We start from the raw sequence: 25,514 nt of genomic DNA, 5'->3' as shown, positions 1-25,514 counted from the left end.
ATATGAAATCACTCGACTCCTTTTACAAAGACATTACCGAAGGTTCAGCTGTTGACCCCACTTCATTACTGCCAAACGACATTCAGAAAGAGATTGGTCATTTTAATGTTTTTGGTATAAAAGAACTTTTGGAGCGCCTTCAAGGAAAATCGCTGATGCCGTATGACCGAAGAGCGTATTACAAAATAAGTCTGATAAAAGGCCATAACAGAGCCGAATACGCTGATAAAATAATTGAAATCGAAAAACAGGGATTGTTATTTGCAACACCAAAAATTCCGTACAATTATTTACCGCAGGACACCAACCAGTCGGGGCAGTTTTGTGTTTTTACAAGTGAATTTTTATCCAAAAGTAAAAGCGGCATTGATTTGGACGAACTTCCGATTTTCGCTTCAGACGGTTATCCTATTTTTCAGCTTTCTGACGAAGAAGTTTTAGAAGTCGAATTGATTTTCAATAAAATACAAAAAGAAATCAATTCGGATTATACCTATAAATACGATCTGATTCGAAACTATGTGGCCGAATTAATTCACTTCGGGCAAAAATTACAACCCATCACAGCTTTGTATTCCAAACACAATTCTGCTGCGAGAGTATCATCTTTATTTGCTGAATTATTAGAAAGACAATTTCCTATAGAATCTCCAAATCAGCGTCTGCAATTAAGAACTGCAAAAGATTTTGCCGAAAGATTATCCGTTCATGTCAATCATTTAAATAAAGTATTAAAAGAAAATACGGGTAAAACCACAACCGAATTAATCAGCAGCCGTTTGATTAACGAAGCCAAAATCCTTCTTAAACAAACCGACTGGAACATCTCTGAAATCGCCTATTCACTTGGTTTTGAAGAACTAGCGCATTTTTCTAATTTCTTTAAAAAACAGACTTCATTTACGCCTATTGCTTTTAGGAGTTAGATTTTAGATTTTAGATTTTAGATTTTAGATTTTAGATTTTAGATTTTAGATTTTAGATTTTAGATTTTTAAACTTTTTCAAAGTTTGAAACTTTGAAAAAGTTTAGTTCATAGCTTGTCCTCTTTAACGAAATCGAAGGGCATCCATAACGTAAAGACCTTCCACTTCGATCAGGAAGACAATAAAATGGAATTTGGAATTTAAAGAAATTGAGATTTACCGTTTCTGATTTGAATTTCGCAAACATCGGTTTGATATTTACAATTTCCCAACGCTGTCTCGCTCCTACCTTTGTCTTATCAATTTAAAAGATTAAAAAGATGAATTTAGCAAACAACAAAATTTTGATAACCGGCGGTGCAAGCGGCATCGGGCTTGGGCTTACTGAGCGATTTATTCAGGAAAACAATACCGTAATAATCTGCGGCAGAAGAGAATCTGTTTTGAACGAAGTAAAGGCAAAATTCCCAACCGTAATTACAAAAGTGTGTGACTTATCTTTGGAAGAAGAACGAATCGAACTTTACAAATGGATTTCTGAAAATCACAGCGACTTAAATGTGTTAATCAATAATGCAGGAATTCAAAAATGGGTTTCTGTAACCGATTCTGATTTTTACGAAAGCATGAAATCTGAATTATCCACTAACATTGAAGCTCCATTACACTTAACGTCGCTTTTTATTAATTTACCTTCTTTAAAAACGGTGATGAATGTAACTTCTGGATTAGCATTTTCTCCTTTTGCAAAAATACCGGTTTACTCGGCTACAAAAGCTTTTTTTAGATCGTTTACAATTTCGCTTCGTCATTTATTAAAAGCCAAAAGCATTGAGGTAATTGAGATTATTCCGCCGGCATTAAACACCGATTTGGGTGGCATTGGTCTTCACGACGCACATCCAAGTGTAAGCAGTTTTATCGAATCTATTTTTGAACAATTAAAAGAAGGAAAACAAGAACTTACTTTCGGCACCAGTGCAGCAAGATTAAACGCAAGCGTACCAGAATTAAAAGCATCGTTTGACGCTCTGCATTCTTAATTGTTAGAGGTAAAAAAACTTTTTCCCATCTAACATTTACAAACTTACAGTTTTACAATCAACAACTAATAATTACAAATATGGCAGTAAATACAAAAATAGCCTTAGTAACAGGCGGCAGCAGAGGTTTAGGAAAAAACATGGCAATTGCAATTGCAAAAAAGGGACTAGACGTAATCATTACGTATAACAGTAAAAAAGAAGAGGCAGATGCTGTAGTGGCCGAAATTGAAAGTTTAGGCCAAAAAGCAGCTTCTTTACAATTAAACGTTGGAGAATCAGGAACTTTTGATGCTTTTTTTGAAGAAGTAAAAACAGTTTTAAAAAATACATTTAAAACAGATAAATTCGATTTTATAGTAAACAATGCGGGAATCGGAATTCACAATTCGTTTGAAGGAACTACAGAAGAAGAGTTTGATTTGTTAACTAAAATTCAGTTTAAAGGACCGTTTTTCTTAACTCAAAAAGCGCTGCACATTATGAACGACGGCGGCGGTATTGTAAATATTTCAACTGGTCTTGCGAGATTTTCTACTCCGGGTTACGTCGCCTATGCTTCTATGAAAGGCGCTATCGAAACGTTAACAAAATATCAGGCAAAAGAATTAGGCGCAAGAGGCATTAAAGCTAATGTGGTAGCTCCTGGCGCTATTGAAACTGATTTTGGCGGCGGCGTAGTTCGTGATAATGAGCAGTTAAACAAAATGCTTTCTTCAATTACAGCTTTAGGCCGTGTTGGACTTCCTGACGATATAGGCGGTGTAGTTGCCTTTTTGTGTACCGAAGATGCCCGCTGGGTAAACGCACAGAGAATTGAAGTTTCTGGCGGCATGAATTTGTAAAAATTAAATTTCTACAGGGTTTGCTTATAAAACTCAAAAACAAAACCCGATAAATTTAAAACTTATCGGGTTTGCACATTCAAATTTTATTTGAATTAGTAAACAATATTTTTATTGAATTTGACTTCTTTTAACAAACTCTCCTATTGAATCAAAGATTACATTATATGTTTTCCCTTCTTTCTGCACTTTTACTTCATATCTGTTTTGACCTTTGGCATCTACTACAGAAAAAAACTCAGTCGCACTTGAAGTTACCACCGTCGTTTTTGCTTTCGCTTTTGATTTCGATTTTGTCTTTGCTTTCGAAACAGTTTTTGCCGGATAGTTTTTAATCAGATAATCCAACGCGGTCTTAGGCAAAACTTTATTTGAAACTTGTTCTTTATACGATACAAAATTACCTTTCTGATCAAATAAGGCGTAGCCTTTTGCTTTTGCGTCTGTATTAAATTTTGCCTCAAAATATACATCGCTGCTATTACTGCTATATTCAATAGACCAGTACGCCGATTTTTTAGGATATTGCTTTTCAAAAGCTGTCGTCACAACTTCTGGCGGCACCAAAATCCCTGCTTGACTCATTAAAAAATTACTCCATAAAAAAGCAAAAAATAAAAAAGCTCTCTTCATATTACATTCATAAAAATTAGAGTGCAAAAATAGGTAATAAAATTACTACAATTTACAGCAACATGCTTTTTTAATGAATATTTAAAAAAAAAATATTTTTAGTTCTTTTCGATCAGTACATTAAAATCTCCATCCTTATCAAAGACCACATCATAAAATTTTCCTTTTAGTTGAATACCAACTTCATAGGTTGTTACTTTTTTATAATCGACTACTTTTGCAATTTCTTTAACTGCTTTTGCAGCATAATTTTTTTTCAGATATGCCTGTGCGGGCTGCGGCAGTTTGCTTAAAGGAATCTGAAGTTCGTAAGCCTTCAAAACGCCTAAATTATCATAAACCGCCAGCGCTTTTGTTTTGCTGTCTACATTGTATTTGGCTTCATAACGTATCTCATCATTGTCGTCTCCCACATATTCCTCAGACCAAACCGGCACTTTTCCGGGATATTCTTTTTCAAAAGCAAACTTTACCTTTTCTGGCGGCGTTACAACTTTCTTCATGTTGGTTCCTTCCTGTGCTATTAAAAAACTGCTGCATAAAAAAACAGCAATTAAAAATACGTTTTTCATGATTTCAACTTTTTAATTTGACTTCAAATAACGTATTAAAAGTACTACTTATTTATTAAGAATTGATGAATTAATCAAAATAAAATAATTATTTAAAAACCCTTACCTCTAAGACCGATGAGGAAAAAGCGTTCTAAATATTTTTCATAAAATGCAAAAGCCTGCAAGAGACTAAATTTCTTTGCAGGCTTTTTTTGAAAATAATTGAATTAGTAAGCAATCTTATTTTCGGCATTATTTTTTCAAGCGGTCAGTTAATTCTCTTTTATAAGTAATCCCGATCGGAAGTCTTTCATTTTTAATAACTACAAAATCTTTCTCGGTCGAATCTATTTTGTCCAAAGCGACAATGTAAGATTTATGAATTCGCATAAAATTCTTTTCTGGAAGGCATTTTTCTAACTCTGTTGTTGTTATAGAAGCCAGATAAGTACGCTTGGTTGTGTGAAGTTTTACGTAATTTCCGAAACTCTGCGCAAATAAAAGCTGCTCTAATTCTATTTCGATAAAATAACCGTCCACTTTTACACTTACAGAATTTATAATTTCTTCTGTTTTAGGTTTGTTGTTTTCTGTTCCAAAAAAGCGGTCAATAGCTTTTAAAAACCTTGGAAAATAAATAGGCTTCAGCAGATAATCAATTACACCGTAATCATAACTTTCCAGTGCAAATTCAGAATAAGCCGTTGTTAATATGGTTTTTGGATGTGCAGGCAGAATCTTAAGCAGTTCCATTCCAGAGATTTCCGGCATGTTGATATCGAGAAACATCAGGTCGACAGTATTTTCGCGAAGATAATTCATGGCTTCAATTCCGTTGTAACCTTGAAAAACCAATTCCAGCTGCGGATTCTGTTTGATATAATTGACCAAAACATAATGCGCTGCAGGCTCATCGTCTACGATTATACACTTTTTGGTTTCTTTCATCCTACAAACTTTTTAAGCTGTATTTCTAAATCCACAACATACGTTTGATTATCATCCTGAACGTCCAATTTATAATCTTTTCCATAAATCAAATTCAAACGCTCAATCGTATTCTTAAGACCAATTTTAGTCGAAATCACATCATTTTTTTTCGGAATCGAATTGGAAACATGCAAATGCAGCAAGCCGTTTTCTACTGTAATTTTAATGTCTACAAAACATTTTTCGATTGCGCAGGTTCCGTGTTTAAAGGCATTTTCTATAAAAGCGATTAACAGCATCGGCGAGATCTTATACGCATATTCACTATCAATTTTAGCATCATATTGAATATCACAACGATAACCGACACGTTCTTTTTCCAGCTGTACATAACTGTTTATAAACTCCAGTTCGTCTTCTAAAGAAACACATTGCTTGCTGTTACTTTCTAATTGATAACGCATTAACTGCGAAACCTTCATAATCAAATCGGGCGTTCTGTCTGGAAATTCCAAACTGATTCCATAAAGTGTATTAAAGGTATTAAAAAGAAAATGCGGATTTAATTGTCCTTTCAAAGAGTTTAACTGCATCTGATTGAACAATAAAGCCGCGTCGGTTTGTTTTCTGTGAATACGATAAAACTTAAACACAATTATCGGGCTCAGAATGCAGACCAAAGTTCCTAAAACACTCGCCAATTGATAGGCATAACTTCTCTGATGCGAATTTTGATACAAATGACATTTTGCAAACATATCCAGCATCGTGATTTCGTATAAAATCACAGAAAAGACAAAAACGCCAAACAGCGTTAAAATAATATACGTAAAAGGTTTATTGGCTTTGAATAAAATCGGCAGTAAAAAAAAGCGGTTAAACTGGGCGTGCATGTACAAAATGCAATAGAAAAAGATACCCATTAAAATAGAAACGAATGAACTAAATAACATCCAGTCATTTTTTAAGGTATAAATTGTAAATGAGAAAAGGACAACGGCGACTTCCTGCCACCATTTGTTATCCAATATGTTATCGATTTTTTTGTTCATTCTTAATTCTGAAATAGTTTACAAAGTACGAACAAATATTTAATAATTATTTCCATTAAATGACCAATTCAATTCGTCATTTACTAGTGCAGTACATCACTTAACCTGACTTTTATCAGTATAAGAGAAATAAATTTGTTTCATCAAAAACATTTTATATCACACCTTGAGTTTATGTATTTCAAAAAAATTACCTTATTATTTTTATTGATTTTTGCCTCAATCGGTTATGCTCAAACCCTGTCTTTAAAAGAAGCTGTTAAGACAGGACTTGAAAACTACGGTTCTATCCGAGCAAAAAACAATTACGCCAATGCATCAAAAGAGACTCTAAAACAATCCCGTCGTGATTATCTGCCCAACTTAAATTTATCGGCACAGCAGGATTACGGAACCGTAAACGGACAAAACGGACCGCTTTACGGATTTGGAGGTTTAGGAGTTGCTTCATCAGGTTTACCTCTTCCTGAACAAAACTGGAATTCAGCATTTGGAGCGCTTTATCTGGTCAACATGAACTGGGATTTTTTCACCTTCGGAAAAACGAAAGAAAAAATTAATTTGTCTAAAATTGATGTTCAGGCCAAAGAAAAAGATTTACAGCAGGAAAAATTCCAGCAGGAAATCAAAATCTCCGCTGCTTATTTAAATTTACTGGCAAGCCAAAGATTATTGATTTCGCAGCAAAAAAACCTTTCCCGTGCCGAAGTTTTCAAGAAAACCGCTGCCGCAAGAGTTAAAAACGGATTATTGGCCGGAGTTGATTCTACCTTGGCAACAGCCGAAGTTTCGAAAGCTAAAATCGCTTTAAATCTGGCAAAGAACTTCGTTAAAGAACAAAACAACAAATTGGTGGATTTAATGGGCGTTGCGCCACAGGATTTTGTTGCAGACACATTATTCGTTACGCAGATTCCGAAAGAATTGATAAAAAGCGAAGCTTCTACAGACAGCCTTCATCCCTTATTACAATTGTACAAAACGAGAATAGATTACAGCAACCAGCAGGTTAAATTGTACAAACGATTCTATTACCCAACCATGACCGCTTTTGGAGTTTTGCAGACCAGAGCTTCAGGATTTGAAAATTCATACGCAACAGATCAAACCGCTTTTAGCAGAAATTATTGGGACGGCGTAAATCCAGATCGTTCCAACTATTTAATTGGGGTTGGAATTACGTGGAATTTAACCACTCCTTTCCGTTCCAGCAAACAAGTAAGCGCTCAGAAATTTGTTTCGCAGGCAATTCAGGAAGAATACAATCAGGCAGATCGTGAACTAAAATCGCAGCTGAATTTTGCCGAAGATAAAATCCGAATTACTTTGGAGAATTATGCCGAAGCGCCGATTCAGGTTGATGCCGCAAAAAGAGCCTATCTTCAAAAATCGACTTTATACAAAAACGGCTTAACCGATTTAACCGATTTAACGCAGACAATGTATGTTTTAAACCGTGCCGAAATCGATCGCGATATTGTCAATAATAATGTGTGGCAGTCGTACTTATTGAAAGTTGCTGCAACAGGAAATTTTGACTTATTTATAAATGAATTTTAATTATAAATCCTAATGAATTTAATACGTTTTGCACTCCGCAAACCCATTTCCATATTAGTATTGGTGGCGGGTCTATTTTTCTTCGGAATTGGTGCCATCAAAGACATTAAGGTAGATATTTTACCGAAAATGAATTTGCCGGTTATCTACATCGCGCACCCGTTTGGAGGTTATACGCCCGACCAGATGGAAGCTTATTTTGCCAAAAACTACGTGAACGTTTTACCTTTTTCGAACGGTATCAAATCGGTAGAAACCAAAAATATTCAGGGGTTAATGATTATGAAATTAACCTATTATGAAGGAACGAACATGGCGCAGGCTGCTGCCGAGTTAAGTGCGCTTTCTAACAGGATCCAAGCGGCTTTTCCTCCGGGAACACAGCCTCCGTTTATCATTCGTTTTGATGCTTCTTCATTACCAATTGGTCAATTGGTTTTGAGTTCTAAAATCAGATCCAACAACGAATTACAGGATTTAGCCAACGTATATGTTCGTGCTTCGTTTACTTCAATTCCGGGTTTATTGTCTCCGGCTCCCTTTGGCGGAAGCCCAAGAACAATTGAGGTTAACGTAGATCCGGATTTATTGCGTTCTCATAATATGACGCCCGATCAAATCGTAGAAGCGATTCGTTTGAACAACCAAACGGCTCCTTCTGGAAACGTGAGAATGGGCGACAAAAACTATATTACTCCAACTAACAATACGATTAAAGAAGTTAAAGATTTTGAGCAGATTCCGTTATTCAAAGGCGGTGTTCAAAACTTAAAATTAGGCGATGTTGCGAGTGTAAAAGACGGTGCCGATATTACAGCGGGTTATGCTTTGGTAAACGGAAAACGTTCTGTTTATATCAGTATTGCAAAAGCGGGAGACGCTTCGACTTGGGATGTAGTTCAGAAATTAAAATCAGAACTTCCTAAAATTCAAAGTACGCTTCCGGAAGATGTGCAGTTATCGTACGAATTTGACCAGTCGGTTTATGTAATCAACTCGGTAAAAAGTTTGATTACAGAAGGAATTATTGGTGCGGTTTTGACCGGATTAATGGTTATGCTTTTCTTAGGCGACCGCCGCGCGGCTTTAATCGTAATTATGACCATTCCGATTTCGATTATTTCGGGAGTTTTATTCCTAAAATTATTCGGACAGACGATCAACTTAATGTCTTTGTCAGGATTGGCTTTGGCAATTGGTATTTTGGTGGATGAAAGTACGGTAACGATCGAAAATATTCACCAGCATCTCGACATGGGAAAACCCAAGGCACTCGCCATTTGGGACGCCTGTCAGGAAATTGCGCTGCCTAAATTATTGATCTTACTTTGTATCCTTGCCGTGTTTGCGCCTGCGTTTACCATGGTTGGTATTCCGGGAGCGTTGTTCCTGCCTTTGGCTCTGGCAATTGGATTTTCGATGGTGATTTCCTTTTTACTTTCGCAGACTTTTGTTCCTGTAATGGCAAACTGGATGATGAAAGGACACGCAAAACACGAACATCATCCTGAAATTACAGATGATGAAGCAGAATTTAACGCCTGCGGTTTGACACCAGAATCTGAGCAAGATTTAATTGCCCAGAAAAAGGAAATGGTCGAAAGAGAAGATTTTAACGATGACGGAAAAGTGAGCGGTTTCGAAAAATTCAGAAATCGATTCATGCGAACTTTAGACCGATTGTTTGTTCATAAAAAAATCACAACTATTACCTATTTAGTTGTTGCAACTGTTCTCGCTGTTCTTTTAATTGGTGCTATCGGAAAAGATGTTTTCCCAAAAACAAATGGAAGTCAGTTTCAGTTAAGAATGCGCGCCGTTGACGGAACGCGTTTGGAACGAACCGAAGAACAAGCCAGAATTGTTCTGAAAGAATTAGAAAAAATGGTCGGCAAAGAACATATCGGAATTTCTTCTGTTTATGTGGGGCAACACCCTTCTCTATTCTCAATCAACCCGATTTATTTGTTTATGGCCGGTTCTCACGAAGCTGTTTTTCAGGTAAGTTTGAAAGAATACCATGTCGATATGGATGATTTTAAAGATGATTTTAGAGCGAGAATCAAAAAAGTGCTTCCGGACACCAAACTTTCTTTTGAACCAATCGAGTTGACAGACAAAGTTTTGAGCCAGGGTTCTCCTACTCCAATCGAAGTTCGAATTGCTGGAAAAGACAAAAAACGAAATGAATTGTATGCCACTCAAATTGTAGAAAAACTAAAAGCGATTTCGTATTTCAGAGACGTACAGATTGGACAGCCGATTCATTATCCAGCTTTAAATATTGATATTGACAGAACACGCGCTGCCGAATTGGGCGTGGATATGAATGATATTTCGCGTTCGCTTGTAGCTTCGACCTCATCTTCCCGTTACACAGAAAAAAACAACTGGGTTGACGAAAGAGCCGGTTTATCCTACGCCGTTCAGGTTCAGGTTCCGCTGAATAAAATGAAAAGTAAAACCGATATGGGAGAAATTCCGGTATTAAAGAACTCGCTTCGTCCTGTTTTAAGTGACGTTGCCAAAATTACACCCGGATTTGTAAGCGGTGAAAATGACAATTTAGGGGCTATGCCATACATTACCGTTACCGCAAACATCAGCCAGACCGATTTAGGAACGGCATCAAAAGATGTTGCGTCAACAATTAGTTCATTGGGCGAATTGCCGCGTGGTTTGTTCATAACGCCTATTGGACTAAGTACTGTATTGAGCGAAACATTAAGCAGTTTGCAGACGGGGTTATTGGTTGCCGTTTTTGTAATCTTCTTAATGTTGGCCGCTAATTTCCAATCGTTCAAAGTTTCGTTAGTAATTTTAACGACAGTTCCGGCTGTAGTTTTAGGAGCCTTATTAATGCTGACCATTACCGGTTCTACGCTGAATTTACAATCTTATATGGGAATCATCATGTCGGTTGGGGTTTCTATCGCCAATGCCGTACTTTTGGTCACGAATGCAGAGCAGTTGCGAAAAATAAACGGAAATGCCTTAGAATCGGCTCGTGAAGCTGCTGCGCTGCGTCTTCGTCCGATTATCATGACTTCGGTTGCGATGATTGCGGGAATGCTGCCAATGGCAATTGGACACGGCGAAGGAGGCGATCAGGTTTCTCCATTAGGAAGAGCGGTAATCGGCGGACTATTATTTTCTACTTTTGCCGTATTATTGATCCTGCCGCAGATTTTTGCATGGGCACAAGAAAAAACATCGACACAATCTGTTTCTTTAGATCCTGAAGACGAAGAAAGCATCCATTATATCTCATCATTAAAACCAAAAAATGAACACTAAAATTATAAAATATAGCCCGCTGTTTCTAGCAGCAGTATTTTTCCTGAACAGCTGTAATTCTAAAAAAGAAGAAACAGTTAAAGCGGAAATTGAACCTAAAGTTGAAACTTTTCTTTTAGCAAAAGAAAAACTGACTACAGAATTGCGTTTACCAGCCGAATTAACCGGTTTTCAACAAGTTGATTTGTATGCCAAAGTGAGCAGTTTCGTAAAAACCTTAAAAGTTGATATTGGTACCAAAGTAAAAAAAGGACAGCTTTTGATTGTTTTAGAAGCGCCAGAAATCAGTTCGCAATTGGCTGCAGCCGAATCGAGATTAAAATCGATGGAAGCGATTTACGCTACCAGCAAAAGCACCTACAACCGTTTGTACGAAACGAGCAAGGTAGAAGGTACGATTTCTAAAAACGATTTGGAAATGGCAAGCGGTAAAAAGAATTCGGATTATGCGCAATACCAAGCCGCAATTGCAGCACACAAAGAAATCTCGATCATGAGAGGGTATCTTGAAATTCGCGCACCATTTGACGGCGTTGTAGCGGCAAGAAATGTCAATTTAGGAACATTTGTTGGTCCGGCAGGAAAAGGTTCTGATTTGCCTTTATTAACGATTCAGGAACAAAGTAAATTGCGTTTGGCGGTTTCTGTTCCGGAATTGTACACAGGATATTTACACCCAGGCGACGAAATGAGTTTTAACGTAAAATCGCTTCCAGAAACTTTTACGGCAAAAATCACCAGAATGTCCGGCGCACTAGATTTGAAATTACGTTCTGAAAGAGTCGAAATGGACGTTCACAACACCAAAGGAAATTTACTGCCTGGAATGGTTGCCGAAGTTTTGTTACCGCTTAACGCGAAAGATAGCACGTATGTAATCCCGAAAACGGCTTTAGTAAGTTCTGCAGAAGGTCTTTATGTGGTAAAAGTAGTTAACCACAAAGCGACAAGAGTTGACGTTAAAAAGGGAAGAGAAATCGAAGATAAAATTGAAATTTTCGGAGATTTGAACCCGAAAGATAAACTGGTGAAAATTGCCAGCGAAGAAACTAAGGAAGGCGATGTCATAAACGAATAACCTGCGTTTAAGTCTTCATTTTAGTGATTACCAAAAACTGTACGCATTCTTAGGAATGCAAATTTAAAATTTGCCTAAGGACAGCTCCTCTTTTTGAGGGGCTGTTTTTTTTTGTTTGATAAAAAAAACAGGTAAAAGTACGCGGTTGTTGAAATGAGTAAATTAATATTTTTGACCAACTATTTTCATATAGATTACAATTTATAATCAAAAAAATCCTTACAAACTAAATTATAGTATGAGTTTAAAAATATTACTAGACGACCAGATTGAGAAGTTATTTAAAGACAATCCAGAATTAAAATCAATAAAAAAAAATAAATTCGAAATTTCTGTAGCATCTTTTGCAAATCTTAAATATTTGAATGGTTTAGAATTTGACGATTTAGTTGACGGGATAATGGGTGAAGGTGGAGACGAAGGTATCGATCTCTGTTATGTTTATTGCAACGGTACTTTAGTGAAAGATGAACAGCATCCAATTACAAAAGATAGTACTTTAAAGGTAAAATTTTTTCAAGTAAAAAAAGAAGATGGATTTTCAACAGACGGATTCAGAAAACTAAAGGAAGGAATTGACGAAATTTTCAATCTCGATCTAGAACTTGATAAGCTACAAATAATTGGTGCTAATCAAGATATTTTAGAAATGGCTGATTTGATTAGAAAAATATTTAGAACATCAAGATTAGAACGTGCAAAGTTTTCATGTGAAGTTTTTTATGTTACTGCCTCACCAGAAATCAATATATCAGAAAAAATTAAGCACCTAGAAGAAGAACTTAAAAAAAATAGTTTAGCTATTCCTTTTGAATTTGAATATTTAGGTGCCCAGAAAATACTGGATTTGACTGGTAAAAATGATGAGCAAATTGAAATAAAATTTGACAGCCAACCTCTAAATATTTCTGAAAAAGATATTGAAGCTACTGGCTTTGCTGGATTTGTAAACGGAAATGAATTGATTAAAAGTTTATTAGATAAAGAAGAAAACTTTAGAAGTCATTTAACTGAAGGAAACATTAGGTTCTTTTTAGGAGAAGATAAAAAAATAAATTCTTCAATTATTGATTCTGCAAATGATCCGATTAAAGCCTCTAATTTCTGGGCCATGAATAATGGATTGACTATTATTGGTGATACAATTTCTCCTCTAAATGCTAAAGGTTATAACATAACGAATCCTCAAATTGTAAATGGATGTCAGACCATTCATTGTTTATATTTAGCTTATTCCGACCAAAATAAAAATACATTACCAGAAACCTTAAAAGTTTTCGTTAAACTTGTAAAAACGGAAAATACAGATACACAAACAGATATTATTAGTGCTACAAATTCTCAAAATCCAGTAAAATCAGCAAGTTTAAAAGCTAATGATCATATTCAAAGAAATATTGAAAAACATCTTCTTGAAGCAGGAATTTTATATGAACGAAGAGATAATTTTTATAAACGACAAGGATTTACAGGAAACAAAGTAATTGGTCTTTTAAAAATGGCACAAATAGTACATACTGTTGTTAATAAAGAAGCTGTAGTTGCTGTAAATGACACAACAACTTTATTTGATACTGAAACGAAATATAACTCAATTTTTAACGATAAAGCTGATTTTGATTTATATAAATTTTCTACTATACTTTATCAAAAAATATGGACAATTAAAAACTCTGACATCAGAGCTAATGACTATCAAAGTGAACAAAGAGATTTAATATCCAAAGGAGGTTTTATATTCTTACACATTATGAGTTCTTTACTTTTCTCTGATTCTGAATATATTGAAGAACAAAAAGCTAAAACGTCTAAATTAACGAAAAATATAGTAATTGAAACTCCTGCGAGAAAAAATGAATTCACTAAGCGTAAAAAATGGTTGTTCGAAAATATTGAAAAAGAAAATTTTCTAGAATTTTATTATGAGACAGCAAAAATAATTTTCTTCAATTCAGCAGATGAATATGTAAAAAATACTAATAAATCAAAGAATAGCCTTTTTAAATTTAGAGGTTTTGATAAAGATTATGTTCGACCAGAAATTGATAAATATATAATAGAAAAAGAATCTCAGCAATTATCCGAAACTAAAACTAACTAATATATCCTTTTAGAATGAAAGCTTCAGTACAATACAATGACAAAATAGGCCATGCTTCAGCAGATATTGCCGGAATTAATTATGAACAAATAGCTCAACGTTGTAATATTAGTGAAAGATATACAATAGTTGGAATTTCTCTTTACGGAACTAGAGAAATTAGTGTATCTTTTTTCTGTATAGACAATGAGGAAAGTACCCCAGGTAATGAAGTCTTGGTTAAGGTATTCCCTAATAGAGATCTTGAAGTTAGCAGCGTTCTTGAACGTCTTAATGTGACGATAAATATCACAGATAATGCTAGATACGATGATCCAAATCTTGACACAATAAGAGAAGTAACAATTGATGAAGATGAAGATGAAGATGAAGATGAGAATTAAATATTTCTTTTACTCATTCATAACAATTAACTAAAAAAAATAAAACAAAAAACCTCGATTGCTAAAAATCGAGGTTTTTCCATTTTATAAACCTTACTCCTCACTCAAATAAGGATTCAAAATTTCCGCCAATTCATTCAGCCAATAGTAATTGTCTTCAAAATTTGTTAATCCGATTTGGAGGGTCTCGTGTTGTCGGGTTAAGCCGAGCGCTAAAATGCAGTTTACTTGTCTTAATATTTTAGCCCTATTAGCGGTTGTGATTTAATAGACTTTTTACTGTATCAATTGCATTAAAACTTAAGATATACTAAATACCCCACTTGAAACTCACCATATCCATTGTTTTCCCAATCAGATGTATTGGTATAACGGTACCTAAAGAAAAACTTATTATCCCCTTTTGGAGAAGGTGCATAGTAAGTACCCAATTCAAAACGATGCAGCCAATTTGATGTAAGCTTTTGGTTTTCTACAAATTGTTTTTCTGAACTTACAGTATAAAACTCTTCATTATTGGGTACAATGGTATTAAAAGGTCTGTATCTTAAATAAGCACCAAAACGCTCTTCGGGTCTAATTCTTAAAATAAAATCTGGATATGCTCTTATTATATTAACGTTTTTATCAAATCGCCTGTTTACATCGGTTGCCAATGTATCTACTATATTTACTCTTCCATAATGTATACCGGCATTCAACTCAATACGTGCTTTGAGTAACGGAAAATCGAAGGAAGCGATATTCAAGTCAGCACCTACGGAAGTGTTTTCATACTTAATCATGTCTAAAAAAGTGACATATCTATCTGGACGATAGACATTATTCACATATCGATCAGCATATTTGACTTGTAATTGTTTGTTTTCATCACCTATTTTGGCCCAGGTAAGATTAAAATTAATGTAATTAACGAGTCCAAAATTAGAACTTCTTCCTGTTCCCAATACCATTCTTTTTGTCCAAAGTGGAATATTTTTTTCAACTTCAAATTGCAGCAATCCGTTCGGATTTCCTTCCTTAAGACCTAAAAAATCACTATAGATATTAACGTTTAATATTTTTGTCGAGGTTTCCTTTTTCAACTCAACTGCATTGCTTCTGGCAAAATCGTCAGATGGTAAACTCACCACTTGATCTTTTGGGCTAAAATCTAATCGGTCGTTTTGATGTCGTTGAACATATAGTGTTATGACATTCGTTACAGGCAAAGAGAATATTTTTTCAGCCCCTTCAAAAGCGTATAAGGTATATTTATGTAAATCGGCAAAATCTGACTTTGAGCTAAACCCTATTGGAAATTCATTTTCAAATTTTAATTCTTTGCCTATAATATTGTCGAAAATTTCTTTCACGATGCTTTCATTATAGAAGTTTTCTAGCATTTCTTTTAATGTGGATTCATCTCCTTCCGGGATTTGACAAACCTTTCTAATAAGGCTTTCATCAATAACTGGAAGCTTTACTTTTCCTAATGCCGTTATATGTTCTATAAAACCATCATTGATATCTACTTCAATAGACTCTACCTCAAAATTCCACAAAGGAAATTTTTTCATTTCATCTTTTTCTAAAGATATGCAATAATCAATTTCATTTTGCTTTATTCTAATTAATGCACTTTTCTCTTTTATTTCCTCTTCTTTTTTACTTTTAACTTGGTTTAAAGAACCTATTTCAAATTTTTTTTCGGTAATATTTTTATCAAATTTTTCAATATCATTTTTATCAATTGTGCTTTTTTGATAATTCATCAACGTCTTGATACGATTTTCAATATATGTTTTGTCAAGTTCATAAGCTTTTAAATCATTACTAAGTAACTGCAAGATTTGTTTTTCTTCATTTATTTTTTTAATTGAATCAGTTATTATTTTATTTGTTTCTATATCTGAAATTTTTAAAATTTTATTATGATAATTGATTTTTTCATTAGTTTCTTTAATTAATGCATTATTTTTAACTTCTTTTTTTTCAAAAAAGGTCAAATCATCATAGATAGCCCTTGATTCCTTAAGTTTTAATTCATCAATTTCTAAAGTTTGTTTAAGAGCTTTTATCGAATTTTCTATATCCGTTTTTGATGCTTTAAGGGAATCAAGTTCTTTATTTAACTTGATTAATTGTGTTTTATTTAATACATAATCACTAAATATTTCCTCTCTAATGAATTCTTCTAATTCATAAACATTATAAAGCTCTTTTAATTTTTTTTCTGCATAATGTTTAAATTTTACTTTGGCTCTATATGTTCCTGAACCTTTTGTGTTTTTATAAAAATCAGAGAATAATTTATTTTTTGTTTCAAACTTATTTACAAATCCCATAAATTTATCTCCGTTTTCTTTATTATCTTTATTGAAAATGGAATCCCTCAAATCTTTTGCACGTTTAGTAAAATAAACATCAGCATCAATTCCTTCAATATTCTTTTTAGCAATTGTAGTGTTTAAAGAATATTTTAAAACACCTGCAACAGGTTCTGTATCATACGCAAAAGCAGTAATGACTAATGCGTTAAAAAATTGATAAATGTTTCTGACATCCTGAACTGCAATTTTCTGTTCTTGAGAGATGGGATTATCTTTCAAATTTTTGATACGCTCTTTTATAATGCCATAGGTGTTTTCAGCATCATTCTCTTTTGGTTTAATACTGGTAATTGCATCAATAAGATGATTTCCAAAAGAAACTTCGGTAAAAGGGAACACCTGAAAACTTATTTCCTTACCCTCGTTGTTAATCAACACCTCATCTTTAGCGTTTTTTAATGTAAATGTTAAATTATTTACTGAACTGGCAGCAGCATAAATCATAATCGTTTCTGTTTTATCATTATCTGAAACAGAAAAATTATAGGGTTGTATTTGTTTTTGAGCATGTAAGCCTAATACTATAAAAAGAAAGAGAAAATGTAGTTTTAGTTTCATAAAATCAGTTTTGATGGGTTAGATTAAATTGTAGCATACGCTCATTACTTTCTTCAGTAAATGATACTTTCCCAGATAAGGTCGTTCCATTTAAATTTAAAAGGTCACTTGTAATATTTACTATTGGAGATAAATTGGTGCCATCACTTTTCAGAATTTTACCGGAAATCATATTTCCTGTGTTAATATTTCCTTGTAAAACCACTATATTATCCTCATCATCTTCTTCAACAAAAAACATGAATTTTCCTTGATAATCTATATACCCTGTACAGGTAAGGCTTTTTAAAAATTCATTGTCATCGGTGTAAATATTTAGTTCCCCTTTATAAAATCCGTTTAGTTTATGGTCAGAAATAGCATCATTAAAATTTAAAATCGATGCGACAACATTATCGTCTGAAAATAGCAGGTTTGTTTGTTCCATTTGAAAAGCCTGACTTTCATTTTTCCTTAAACTTAAAATATCTCCTCTCTTAATAAACGAGAGATTATGATAGTTTTTTTCATTGCTTTCAAATGAAAGTACAATAAATTCCCCTGAAATATTGGAATCACCTATATTCTTTAAAACCAAACCATTAGTATAAGGAATAATAGAGCTACTGTTTTCTGATTGTTGTGAAAAATCAAAGCTAATTTTGTTAGGAATGATGTAAGAATATTTTTTGGGGATTAATTGAGGCTCTGAATAATTATCATTTTGACAAGAACTAAAATAAATACATAATGATAGAAAAAACATAGTAACATATAGATGACTTTTACGCATAATTTAATTGATTAAGATTATTTATATCATTGCTAATATTGAAAATTAGAAACAAACTATCATTTATTACAGTTAATGTTAATTAAGAATAAACTTAATAAAAAAAATAATAATTTTAACACTATATCTTAAAAAAAACATAAAAATCTTACTATTTTGACGTATTGCCCCAATTGGTGCTGGTTTGCAAAGATTAATTACTTATATTATAAAGAGAAAATGTTAGGGTTTTAAAATGAAACTGCTATCCAATAGCAAGCATTTACAATCCATGTCCGCTAAGTAATAAACACATTATCTCAAAAAAACAAAAAAACCTCAATCCTAAAAAATCGAGGTTTTTCCATTTTATAAACCTTACTCCTCACTCAAATAAGGATTCAAAATCTCCGCCAATTCATTGAGCCAATAATAATTGTCTTCAAAATTTGCTAGTCCGATTTGGAGGGTTTCGTGTTGTCGCATTACGGCGACAGCTAAAATGCAGTTTACTTGTCTTAATAAAATTTTACATATTTTTGAAAGGCAGAACCACTCCACAAATAAAAAGTAAAATGAGATTATTAACTTTTTTTCTATTATTTTCTTGTCTTTCAAATGCACAAGGACTTGGATATGAAGCCGAAAAGAGAGAACTTTTAAGTGATATTATAAGACCAGAAGCATTTAAGTTAGAAACTTTTATTGCAACGAAAATTGATTCGGCAAATGTGGAACATTTATTAAAATTAATTCTTGAGAAACCTTATATAACAAACTTTAGTAATCAGGAAAGAGATTTTATAATAACAGGAGAAGAATTAGAATATTTTGCAAAGAATCTTCGAAAACAATATCAGCTTGAATGGAAAGAAGACGACTTTAATAATCGTAAAGTAATTCAGCAATCCGATATTCCAGAATGTCTTGATCAGGATATAAATCGTCAGGTGATGATGGTTTCTCATCCAATATATAAAAGTGATCAGACTATATTTGTATACCTCGCCAATTTATGCTGTTGTGGTGCCTATGGAAATTCTGGTCTCTTTCTTTACACAAAAAAAGATGGGATTTGGAAAAAGTCTTTTAAAATTATTGAAGAAGATTATTAAATACTATTACAAAAAATAAAAACCTCGATTCCTAAAAAATCGAGGTTTTTCCATCTTATAAACCTTACTCCTCACTCAAATAAGGATTCAAAATCTCTGCCAATTCATTGAGCCAAAAATAATTGTCTTCAAAATTGGTTAATCCGAGTTGGAGGGTTTCGTGTTGTTGGGTTACGCCGAGCGCTAAAATGCAGTTTACTTGTCTTAGTACTTTAGCCATATCTTCGGGATCGATAACATGGTTAAAAAAATCAATCAGCCTTGTTTCGGCTTCTTTGGAAAGGGTGTTTTTGTTCATTTCTTCCATTTAATGAATTTAAAGCCTTTTGGCAATGCATTTTTGCAATCCAAAACCATTAAAGGCAAATTTTACTTTATTTTAAATGTGAAGATTTAAGAACTTCAAATATAAGAAAACTTTTTTAAAGAAAGATTTTTCTTTCAATTAATATATTGCTTTTATCAATATAAGAAATCTATATTTCAGAAGGTATTTATCGCATTTTTGTCATTTCGACGGAGGAGAAATCTTAGCAAGAAACTCTACAAAGATTGGCGATCTAGATTGCGGAGCTACTTGCGGAGATTTCTCCCTTCGATCGAAATGACAAACTAGACGTAAGACGAGAACGTTAACAATAGCAAAAGGCAATAAAATCAAGACAAATTCCACAATTATTTTAAAACACAGCCTTTGGTTTTATGCACGGGTGGGACGCTCACGTCAGTAAATGAAAATATTGCATTTCTAATATATATATCGCTCCGCTGGAGCTTTTGGTACCGCACGCATAATGAATCTATAAATATTTCATTCCTCTGGAATTTTCTTTACAGATTTAAAACCACATTTTAATTAAAAGAATCAATTGCCTCCAGCTAAAGCTGGAGGTATAAATAAAGCTAGAAAGGGCTTTAGCCAAATGTGTATTTTGGCTAAAGCCTTATTACTATTGAATCTTTTAATCCCCTAGTTAAAACTAGGGGCTATTCAATAAAAAAATGCAAGACCAAATTGATCTTGCATTTTTGTTGCTTAATAAAAGACATTTTTACACTGTCTGACGCTCGTGTTTTATTAATCTATAAATATTTCATTCCTCCGGAATTTTTAATTCATTTTTATGAATAAATTCGATGCTAAAAAAATAATTTTAAAATCATTAACATGAAACCTAGACTTTTGCCTTAACTTTGTTTATCAACTTTAGTAAACTAAAAATCATGCAGGCAATCAACATCACAGCGTATACAGAAGATGCTTCACAAATTGAGGCTGTAAAAGCTTTTATGAAATCACTAAAGATCAAATTTGAAATCGCAAATGTAAAGCCTTACGATTTATCTGCCGAACAACAAGAGATATTAGACAGTCAAGCCAATTCAGACAAAAGCGAATACAAAGATGCAGAATCAATTTATACAGATTTAAAAAAGAAGTATGAATTATAAAATTATTGTTTCTCCAATTGCATTAAAAAATATTGAAGAAGCTGTTGAATACTACATTTTTAAAGCCAGTAAAAAAGTTGCTTTAGATTTTCTTAATGACTACAAGAAAGTATATAAGGCTTTACAAATAAATCCTTTTTGTCAAATTCACGATACTAATTATCGTTTCCTGCCTTTTAAAAAATTCCCTTATGTGGCTTTCTTTATGATAGACGAATTATCTAAAACCGTTTTTTTAAATGCTGTTTTTCATACTTCACAAAATCCTGAGAAATATCCAAAATAATAATTTTGAAAATAATTAAATCAGATTCAATCAGCGTGAAATAAAAAAATGCAAGACCAAAATTGATCTTGCATTTTTGTTGCTTAATAAAAGACATTTTTTAAACTGTCTGACGCTCGTGTTTTCCTTCTTTAATTTCTTCCACCATTTTTTTATTAAAAGCGGGCAAATCATCAGGGTTTCGGCTGGTTACTAATCCATTGTCTACGACAACTTCTGAGTCTTCCCATTGTGCGCCGGCATTTTTCAAATCGTTTTTAACAGAGAAGAACGAAGTTACTTTTCGACCTTGTAAAACATCGGCATCAACCAGAATTTGAGGTCCATGACAAATAGCTGCTACTGGTTTTTTACTTTCAAAAAAGGAACGTACAAAATTTACTGCAGCCTCTTCTCTTCTTAATAAATCAGGGTTTATAACTCCTCCCGGAAGAACCAATGCATCGTAATCGGCTTCATTTGCCTGATCTAATACGACATCAACATTATATTCCTTGCTCCAGTTTCCGTCTTTCCAGGATTTGATAGTTCCAGATTTCAAACTGACGATATCTGCGTTCCACCCTTGTTCTTCGAGATAAGCTTTTGGAGATGCTAATTCTGATTCTTCAAATCCGTTTGTGGCTAATATGGCGATATTCTTTTTCATAATTCTAAATATTTAAATGTTATTAATTTTGATTTACCTAAAATTAGTTATTTCAGACAGCCAGCGAAAACGGACTATGTTAAACCTTTCTTTAATAAAAGTTAATTAACTGAATTACAAATATTTATTAAAAATTAAATTGAAATTATATAAAATTAAGGTCAATTCAGTTTGCTATTTTATAGGATGACAGCGAAGAAATATGGTATAAATTAGTTAGTAGGAAATAAAAAGAAATTTCATCCAATTTCTAGAAAATCCCCGTGGGTTGAAATCTTATTTATCTATGTCGCTCCTCCGGAGCTTTGATGCGATGACATTAATTGTTTGCTATAAATATTTCATTCCTCCGGAATTTTCGATTTAATATTCTTCTGTAAAATTCAATCAAAAAAATATTATCCAATTTATAAAGAAAGTCCCATCTGGACGAAATGTTTATAGCAAACAATCCACCATTATAAAGAAACCACAGCGTGGTGAAATCCTATTTAAAATATATATCGCTCCTCTGGAGCTTTGATGCGATCACATTAATTATTCGCTATAAATATTTCATTCCTCCGGAATTTCGATTAATATTCTACTGTAAAATTTTAATAAAAATATTATCAGATTTCTGCAGAAAGTCCCAGCGGGACGAAATATTTATAGCAAACAATTTACCCTATTCCAAAGAACCCCAGCGGGGTGAAAACCTATTTACAATATATATCGCTCCGATGGAGCTTTAATTCATTCCTACGGAATTTTCGATTTAATATTCTTCTTTAAAATTCAATCAAAAAATATTATCCAATTTCTACGGAAAGTCCCAGCGGGACGAAATGTCTATAGCAAACAATTTAGCATGCCCAATTGAATTTAAACCTGAAACAAAATTTTCTTATATTTGATAATATGCAGGAAATGATCACTATAAAAACCTTTGATGAAGCAGAAGAACTTCAAAATCCGAGACGTGTTTTAAAATACGTCCTGATTTTCTGTACCGCTGGCGAAATCGCGGTTTCTGTAGATGAAAGCGAATATATTCTCATTCCGAACACGGTTTTAACCATTACTTCTGGGCAGATTCATTGTTTTACAAACAACAAATATGCACAAGGTTATGTTTTAGAATTCACTTATAATTTTTTCTGTAAAGACGATACCGACATGGAATTGATTTTTCATAACGGTTTGTTCTGCCATTTTGCAATGAATGAAATTATTTTGGTTGAAAACAGCCAAATCATTATCGACCAATTAGAAGAAATTACAAAGGAGTTAATCGAACAACCTTATCAATATTTAATTTCTGTTCACAGCCGAATCGAATTGATTCTTGTAGCTGTCAATCGAACCAAAATCAACCGCGGAGACGAAATATATAAGCCAGATGCTTTGTTTCTGCATTTTCTGGAAACTGTTTTAAGAAACTTCGATAAGAATCTTTCTGTTGCCGAAATCGCCGATTTAATTGGCACAACAGAATCTAAACTCAACGAACTGTCTAAACTTCACACGAACAAAACCGCCCAAAACGTAATCTTCGGATTAATTATTTCGGAGGCAAAACGTCTTTTTAATTATGAGAAACTTTCAGTAAAAGAAGCAGCGTATGCTTTGGGTTTTAACGATCCTTTTTACTTTTCGAATTTCTTTAAAAAGCATACTAATATTTCGCCTAAAGCTTATAAAGAGCATCTATTGATATAATTCTACATGCTTTTTCCAGAATTCTCTATTTTTTAAAAATTGCCACTCTCCCATCTTTGTATTGTTATTATTTAAATGAATTTAAAAGCAATAAAAAATGGAAAAACAAATCACAAGAACAAGTGAAATCAATTGGAAACCACTTATAGAAGAAGGAGTAAACACTAACGGAATTTCTGTAAAAACTTTATGTTTTGACCCAATCGCAAAAAGACCGACGGCATTTTTATCCAAGTTTGAAGCGGGAGCTTCGTATCCAAATCACGTTCATCCTGCAGGCGAACAAATTTATGTTCTGGAAGGCGAAGTCCGTTCGGGAAAAGACGAATTAAAACAAGGCGACTATTTGTATATGCCTCCCGGAAGTACGCATTCTGTATATTCTAAAACAGGCTGTATTTTATTGTTTATCGTTCCTGAAGAGGTTGTGATTTTGAAGTAGAAAAAAAACCTTATTTTCGTTTTACTTTTAAACTTCTTATATAAAATCTATCATTAACTTAACCAATTAAAAATGAGCCAAAGCCTAAATTTATATCAAATTAACAAAAGCAATTTCGAAGAATTATCTAAAAACTATCAATCTTATAATTTAGATTTTAGTGATCATAATTCTTCAATATTTGAGCAGAATTATGAAGGTTTAATTTTTCTTTTTTCCACTTATTATAATCAGGAATTACCCGAATCTTTGGAGAAACTATTTTATCCTCAGGATTTTATTGGTGAAGAAATGAATATCAGCGATATTGATTTTGATAATATAGATGATTTTCCAGAAGCTTCTTCTACCTATTATTTAAATCCAGAAACTATAAAAGAGATCGATACAATTCTAAATTCAATTGAAAATGACATTATTTTAAGTTTTTATGATGCTGACAATTTTAATGCAAATGATATTTACCCAAACGCATGGCATAATGACGAAAGCGAAGATCAAGCTTTTAATAAAAGGCATTTAGAAGAAGGTTTGCAACTATTAAAAGAAACCATTTCTAAAGCAAAAAAGAATCAAAATTATATCTTATTTTTTGGCTGATAAATTACCTTATTTCAAATCCTTCTTAATCACCAAATATTTCAAATTAGTATTTCCAGCATTACTGATTCCGTGTTCGGCATTTGGCGGGCAGTATAAACTCGTATTTGGACCAACGACAACCGTTTTTCCGTCAAGGAAAAAAGAAGCAGCGCCTTCGAGAATATAGAAAAACTCTTCCTCTGGATGCTGATGCGGTGCGTGTGTCGATTTTCCAGGTTCGACGATGCTCATTTTAAGCGTGTTTTCCTGAGTGAAGTTTTTGTCGCCAAACCAATATTGGTAACCCACTTTGGTTTTGGTGGCTTTGTCTAATTCGAAATGATTGACGCAGTTTTCGATCGTGTATTTTATTTCTGCTGCTTTCTCTTTCGTTTCTTGTGCAAAAGCGGTTTGCTGCAGCAATAAAATAGCAATGGCGGTTTTTAGGATAGTTAGTGGTTTCATTTTTTTATTGTAATGTTACGAAAAAATGAGATTGGTAAAATAATTAAATCTGTTTATACTGATTTAAAAAAAGAAATACGAATTATAAAATTATCGTTCTTTTCTATTTAAAATTTCTATAAACCGTATTTTTATTGTTGATGAATTATCAAAAACGGTATTTCTAAATGCTGTTTTTCATACTTCCCATAATCCCGAAAGATATCCGAAATGATTCTCTAATAAAATTTGCAATCCAGAATAATTGCAGCGCAGCTTTATCCTTTTCCCGAAACTTCAGCATAGATCAGAAGGACAAACCAGGCTCAAAAATTCAATAAAAATTATAATTCTACAGATAAAAGCTCTTTTCCTAACGCATGTAATGCATTTTCTATTTTTAAACGCTGTTCCTGTTTTGGATTTCTATGTCCAGAAGCGTAATGCTGTATTTGCTTCTGATTAATACCTGTAATACGCTCCAGAGCAGAGTTTGTAAATATACCTTTGTAATAGCTTAATAAACTTGCTGTGTCAAATTTATATAGTAGTTCATATTCTTTATTTAGAAAATCTGGTTTATTAGCTCCATCAAGTTCTTTCAGGGTTTCTATACAATCTAATATATCTTGTTTGCATTGCTGAACCGTTTCGCCGCCGCCAACGATTGCTTTTTCATTTTCAGCATGAGCCCAAAAACCATCTTCGTTTCTTTCTATAATAATTTTAATTGTTTTCATTTCTAAATTCATCTTTTAAA

24 protein-coding genes are annotated in these 25,514 nt (G+C 33.3%); 14 read left to right on the top strand and 10 right to left on the bottom strand.

Annotated features, from left to right (window positions below; all coding sequences use genetic code 11):
- Positions 1-2: 2 nt before the first annotated feature.
- From C4F50_RS14270 to C4F50_RS14260, 3 genes are all read left to right on the top strand, one after another.
- A complete protein-coding gene (locus tag C4F50_RS14270; RefSeq protein WP_194139327.1) occupies positions 3-926 on the top strand; it encodes a helix-turn-helix domain-containing protein in 924 nt (307 codons plus the stop codon).
- Between the two features lie 320 nt (positions 927-1,246).
- Positions 1,247-1,969: an SDR family oxidoreductase gene (locus C4F50_RS14265; RefSeq protein WP_194139326.1), complete on the top strand. Its 723-nt coding sequence runs from the start codon at positions 1,247-1,249 to the stop codon at positions 1,967-1,969.
- Between the two features lie 80 nt (positions 1,970-2,049).
- The gene (locus C4F50_RS14260) at positions 2,050-2,814 is read left to right on the top strand and encodes an SDR family oxidoreductase (RefSeq protein ID WP_194139325.1); all 765 of its coding nucleotides are present in this window, start codon (positions 2,050-2,052) and stop codon (positions 2,812-2,814) included.
- 111 nt (positions 2,815-2,925) lie between these two features.
- Here the strand turns inward: C4F50_RS14260 and C4F50_RS14255 are convergent, their stop codons facing one another.
- The 4 genes from C4F50_RS14255 to C4F50_RS14240 form a co-directional block, all read right to left on the bottom strand.
- Positions 2,926-3,399 carry a PepSY-like domain-containing protein gene (locus C4F50_RS14255; protein ID WP_228012031.1) on the bottom strand — a complete coding sequence of 158 codons (474 nt, stop codon included), beginning with the start codon at positions 3,397-3,399 and terminating at the stop codon, positions 2,926-2,928.
- 146 nt (positions 3,400-3,545) lie between these two features.
- On the bottom strand, positions 3,546-4,019 hold the full coding sequence (locus C4F50_RS14250) for a hypothetical protein (protein WP_194139323.1): 474 nt from the start codon (positions 4,017-4,019) through the stop codon (positions 3,546-3,548).
- A 234-nt stretch (positions 4,020-4,253) separates the two neighbouring features.
- A complete protein-coding gene (locus C4F50_RS14245; protein WP_194139322.1) occupies positions 4,254-4,949 on the bottom strand; it encodes a LytR/AlgR family response regulator transcription factor in 696 nt (231 codons plus the stop codon).
- Positions 4,946-5,983, bottom strand: a complete 1,038-nt coding sequence (locus C4F50_RS14240; protein ID WP_194139321.1) for a sensor histidine kinase — start codon at positions 5,981-5,983, stop codon at positions 4,946-4,948. Before C4F50_RS14240 ends, C4F50_RS14245 begins: the two co-directional genes overlap by 4 nt.
- Positions 5,984-6,157: 174 nt before the next feature.
- Here C4F50_RS14240 and C4F50_RS14235 point away from each other — a divergent pair, with 174 nt between their 5' ends.
- The 5 genes from C4F50_RS14235 to C4F50_RS14215 all read left to right on the top strand — a co-directional run bounded on the left by C4F50_RS14235 (position 6,158) and on the right by C4F50_RS14215 (position 14,402).
- Entirely contained in the window at positions 6,158-7,543 is a 1,386-nt protein-coding gene (locus C4F50_RS14235; protein ID WP_194139320.1) for a TolC family protein, read from the top strand.
- A 12-nt stretch (positions 7,544-7,555) separates the two neighbouring features.
- On the top strand, positions 7,556-10,840 hold the full coding sequence (locus C4F50_RS14230; RefSeq protein ID WP_194139319.1) for an efflux RND transporter permease subunit: 3,285 nt from the start codon (positions 7,556-7,558) through the stop codon (positions 10,838-10,840).
- Positions 10,830-11,918 (top strand): efflux RND transporter periplasmic adaptor subunit, encoded by a 1,089-nt coding sequence (locus tag C4F50_RS14225; protein WP_194139318.1) that lies wholly within the window; start codon positions 10,830-10,832, stop codon positions 11,916-11,918. Before C4F50_RS14230 ends, C4F50_RS14225 begins: the two co-directional genes overlap by 11 nt.
- A gap of 238 nt (positions 11,919-12,156) precedes the next feature.
- Complete coding sequence (locus C4F50_RS14220; RefSeq protein ID WP_194139317.1) at positions 12,157-14,019, top strand: AIPR family protein; 1,863 nt, start codon at positions 12,157-12,159, stop codon at positions 14,017-14,019.
- 14 nt (positions 14,020-14,033) lie between these two features.
- Positions 14,034-14,402 (top strand): hypothetical protein, encoded by a 369-nt coding sequence (locus C4F50_RS14215; RefSeq protein WP_194139316.1) that lies wholly within the window; start codon positions 14,034-14,036, stop codon positions 14,400-14,402.
- Positions 14,403-14,695: 293 nt separating this feature from the next.
- Here C4F50_RS14215 and C4F50_RS14210 read toward each other — a convergent pair whose 3' ends face one another.
- Positions 14,696-17,332, bottom strand: a complete 2,637-nt coding sequence (locus tag C4F50_RS14210; protein ID WP_194139315.1) for a rhoptry family protein — start codon at positions 17,330-17,332, stop codon at positions 14,696-14,698.
- A gap of 4 nt (positions 17,333-17,336) precedes the next feature.
- Positions 17,337-18,104: a hypothetical protein gene (locus C4F50_RS14205; protein ID WP_194139314.1), complete on the bottom strand. Its 768-nt coding sequence runs from the start codon at positions 18,102-18,104 to the stop codon at positions 17,337-17,339.
- A gap of 554 nt (positions 18,105-18,658) precedes the next feature.
- On the opposite strand from C4F50_RS14205, the gene C4F50_RS14200 reads away from it, so the two are divergent.
- Entirely contained in the window at positions 18,659-19,198 is a 540-nt protein-coding gene (locus C4F50_RS14200) for a hypothetical protein (protein WP_194139313.1), read from the top strand.
- A gap of 64 nt (positions 19,199-19,262) precedes the next feature.
- Here C4F50_RS14200 and C4F50_RS14195 read toward each other — a convergent pair whose 3' ends face one another.
- Complete coding sequence (locus tag C4F50_RS14195; protein ID WP_194139312.1) at positions 19,263-19,496, bottom strand: hypothetical protein; 234 nt, start codon at positions 19,494-19,496, stop codon at positions 19,263-19,265.
- A 926-nt stretch (positions 19,497-20,422) separates the two neighbouring features.
- On the opposite strand from C4F50_RS14195, the gene C4F50_RS14190 reads away from it, so the two are divergent.
- Both C4F50_RS14190 and C4F50_RS14185 read left to right on the top strand, forming a co-directional pair.
- Positions 20,423-20,650: a DUF2683 family protein gene (locus C4F50_RS14190; protein WP_194139311.1), complete on the top strand. Its 228-nt coding sequence runs from the start codon at positions 20,423-20,425 to the stop codon at positions 20,648-20,650.
- Entirely contained in the window at positions 20,640-20,936 is a 297-nt protein-coding gene (locus tag C4F50_RS14185; protein ID WP_194139310.1) for a type II toxin-antitoxin system RelE/ParE family toxin, read from the top strand. Before C4F50_RS14190 ends, C4F50_RS14185 begins: the two co-directional genes overlap by 11 nt.
- Before the next feature lie 100 nt (positions 20,937-21,036).
- On the opposite strand, the gene C4F50_RS14180 is transcribed toward C4F50_RS14185, so the two are convergent.
- Positions 21,037-21,585, bottom strand: a complete 549-nt coding sequence (locus C4F50_RS14180) for a type 1 glutamine amidotransferase domain-containing protein (protein ID WP_194139309.1) — start codon at positions 21,583-21,585, stop codon at positions 21,037-21,039.
- 909 nt (positions 21,586-22,494) lie between these two features.
- Between C4F50_RS14180 and C4F50_RS14175 the strand changes: the two genes are divergently transcribed.
- The 3 genes from C4F50_RS14175 to C4F50_RS14165 all read left to right on the top strand — a co-directional run bounded on the left by C4F50_RS14175 (position 22,495) and on the right by C4F50_RS14165 (position 24,328).
- Positions 22,495-23,286, top strand: coding sequence for a helix-turn-helix domain-containing protein (locus tag C4F50_RS14175; RefSeq protein WP_194139308.1), 792 nt, complete (start codon positions 22,495-22,497; stop codon positions 23,284-23,286).
- Positions 23,287-23,383: 97 nt separating this feature from the next.
- The gene (locus C4F50_RS14170) at positions 23,384-23,728 is read left to right on the top strand and encodes a cupin domain-containing protein (RefSeq protein ID WP_194139307.1); all 345 of its coding nucleotides are present in this window, start codon (positions 23,384-23,386) and stop codon (positions 23,726-23,728) included.
- Positions 23,729-23,800: 72 nt separating this feature from the next.
- Complete coding sequence (locus C4F50_RS14165; RefSeq protein ID WP_194139306.1) at positions 23,801-24,328, top strand: DUF1877 family protein; 528 nt, start codon at positions 23,801-23,803, stop codon at positions 24,326-24,328.
- 9 nt (positions 24,329-24,337) lie between these two features.
- Here C4F50_RS14165 and C4F50_RS14160 read toward each other — a convergent pair whose 3' ends face one another.
- Positions 24,338-24,775, bottom strand: coding sequence for a cupin domain-containing protein (locus C4F50_RS14160; RefSeq protein ID WP_194139305.1), 438 nt, complete (start codon positions 24,773-24,775; stop codon positions 24,338-24,340).
- Between the two features lie 323 nt (positions 24,776-25,098).
- A complete protein-coding gene (locus tag C4F50_RS14155) occupies positions 25,099-25,494 on the bottom strand; it encodes a type II toxin-antitoxin system HicB family antitoxin (protein WP_194139304.1) in 396 nt (131 codons plus the stop codon).
- Positions 25,495-25,514: the final 20 nt, after the last annotated feature.

The organism is Flavobacterium hungaricum, assembly GCF_015182285.1.
Classification (GTDB): domain Bacteria; phylum Bacteroidota; class Bacteroidia; order Flavobacteriales; family Flavobacteriaceae; genus Flavobacterium; species Flavobacterium hungaricum.
The sequence above is the reverse complement of the archived record's forward strand: the minus strand, read 5'-3'. Positions and strand labels throughout refer to the sequence as shown.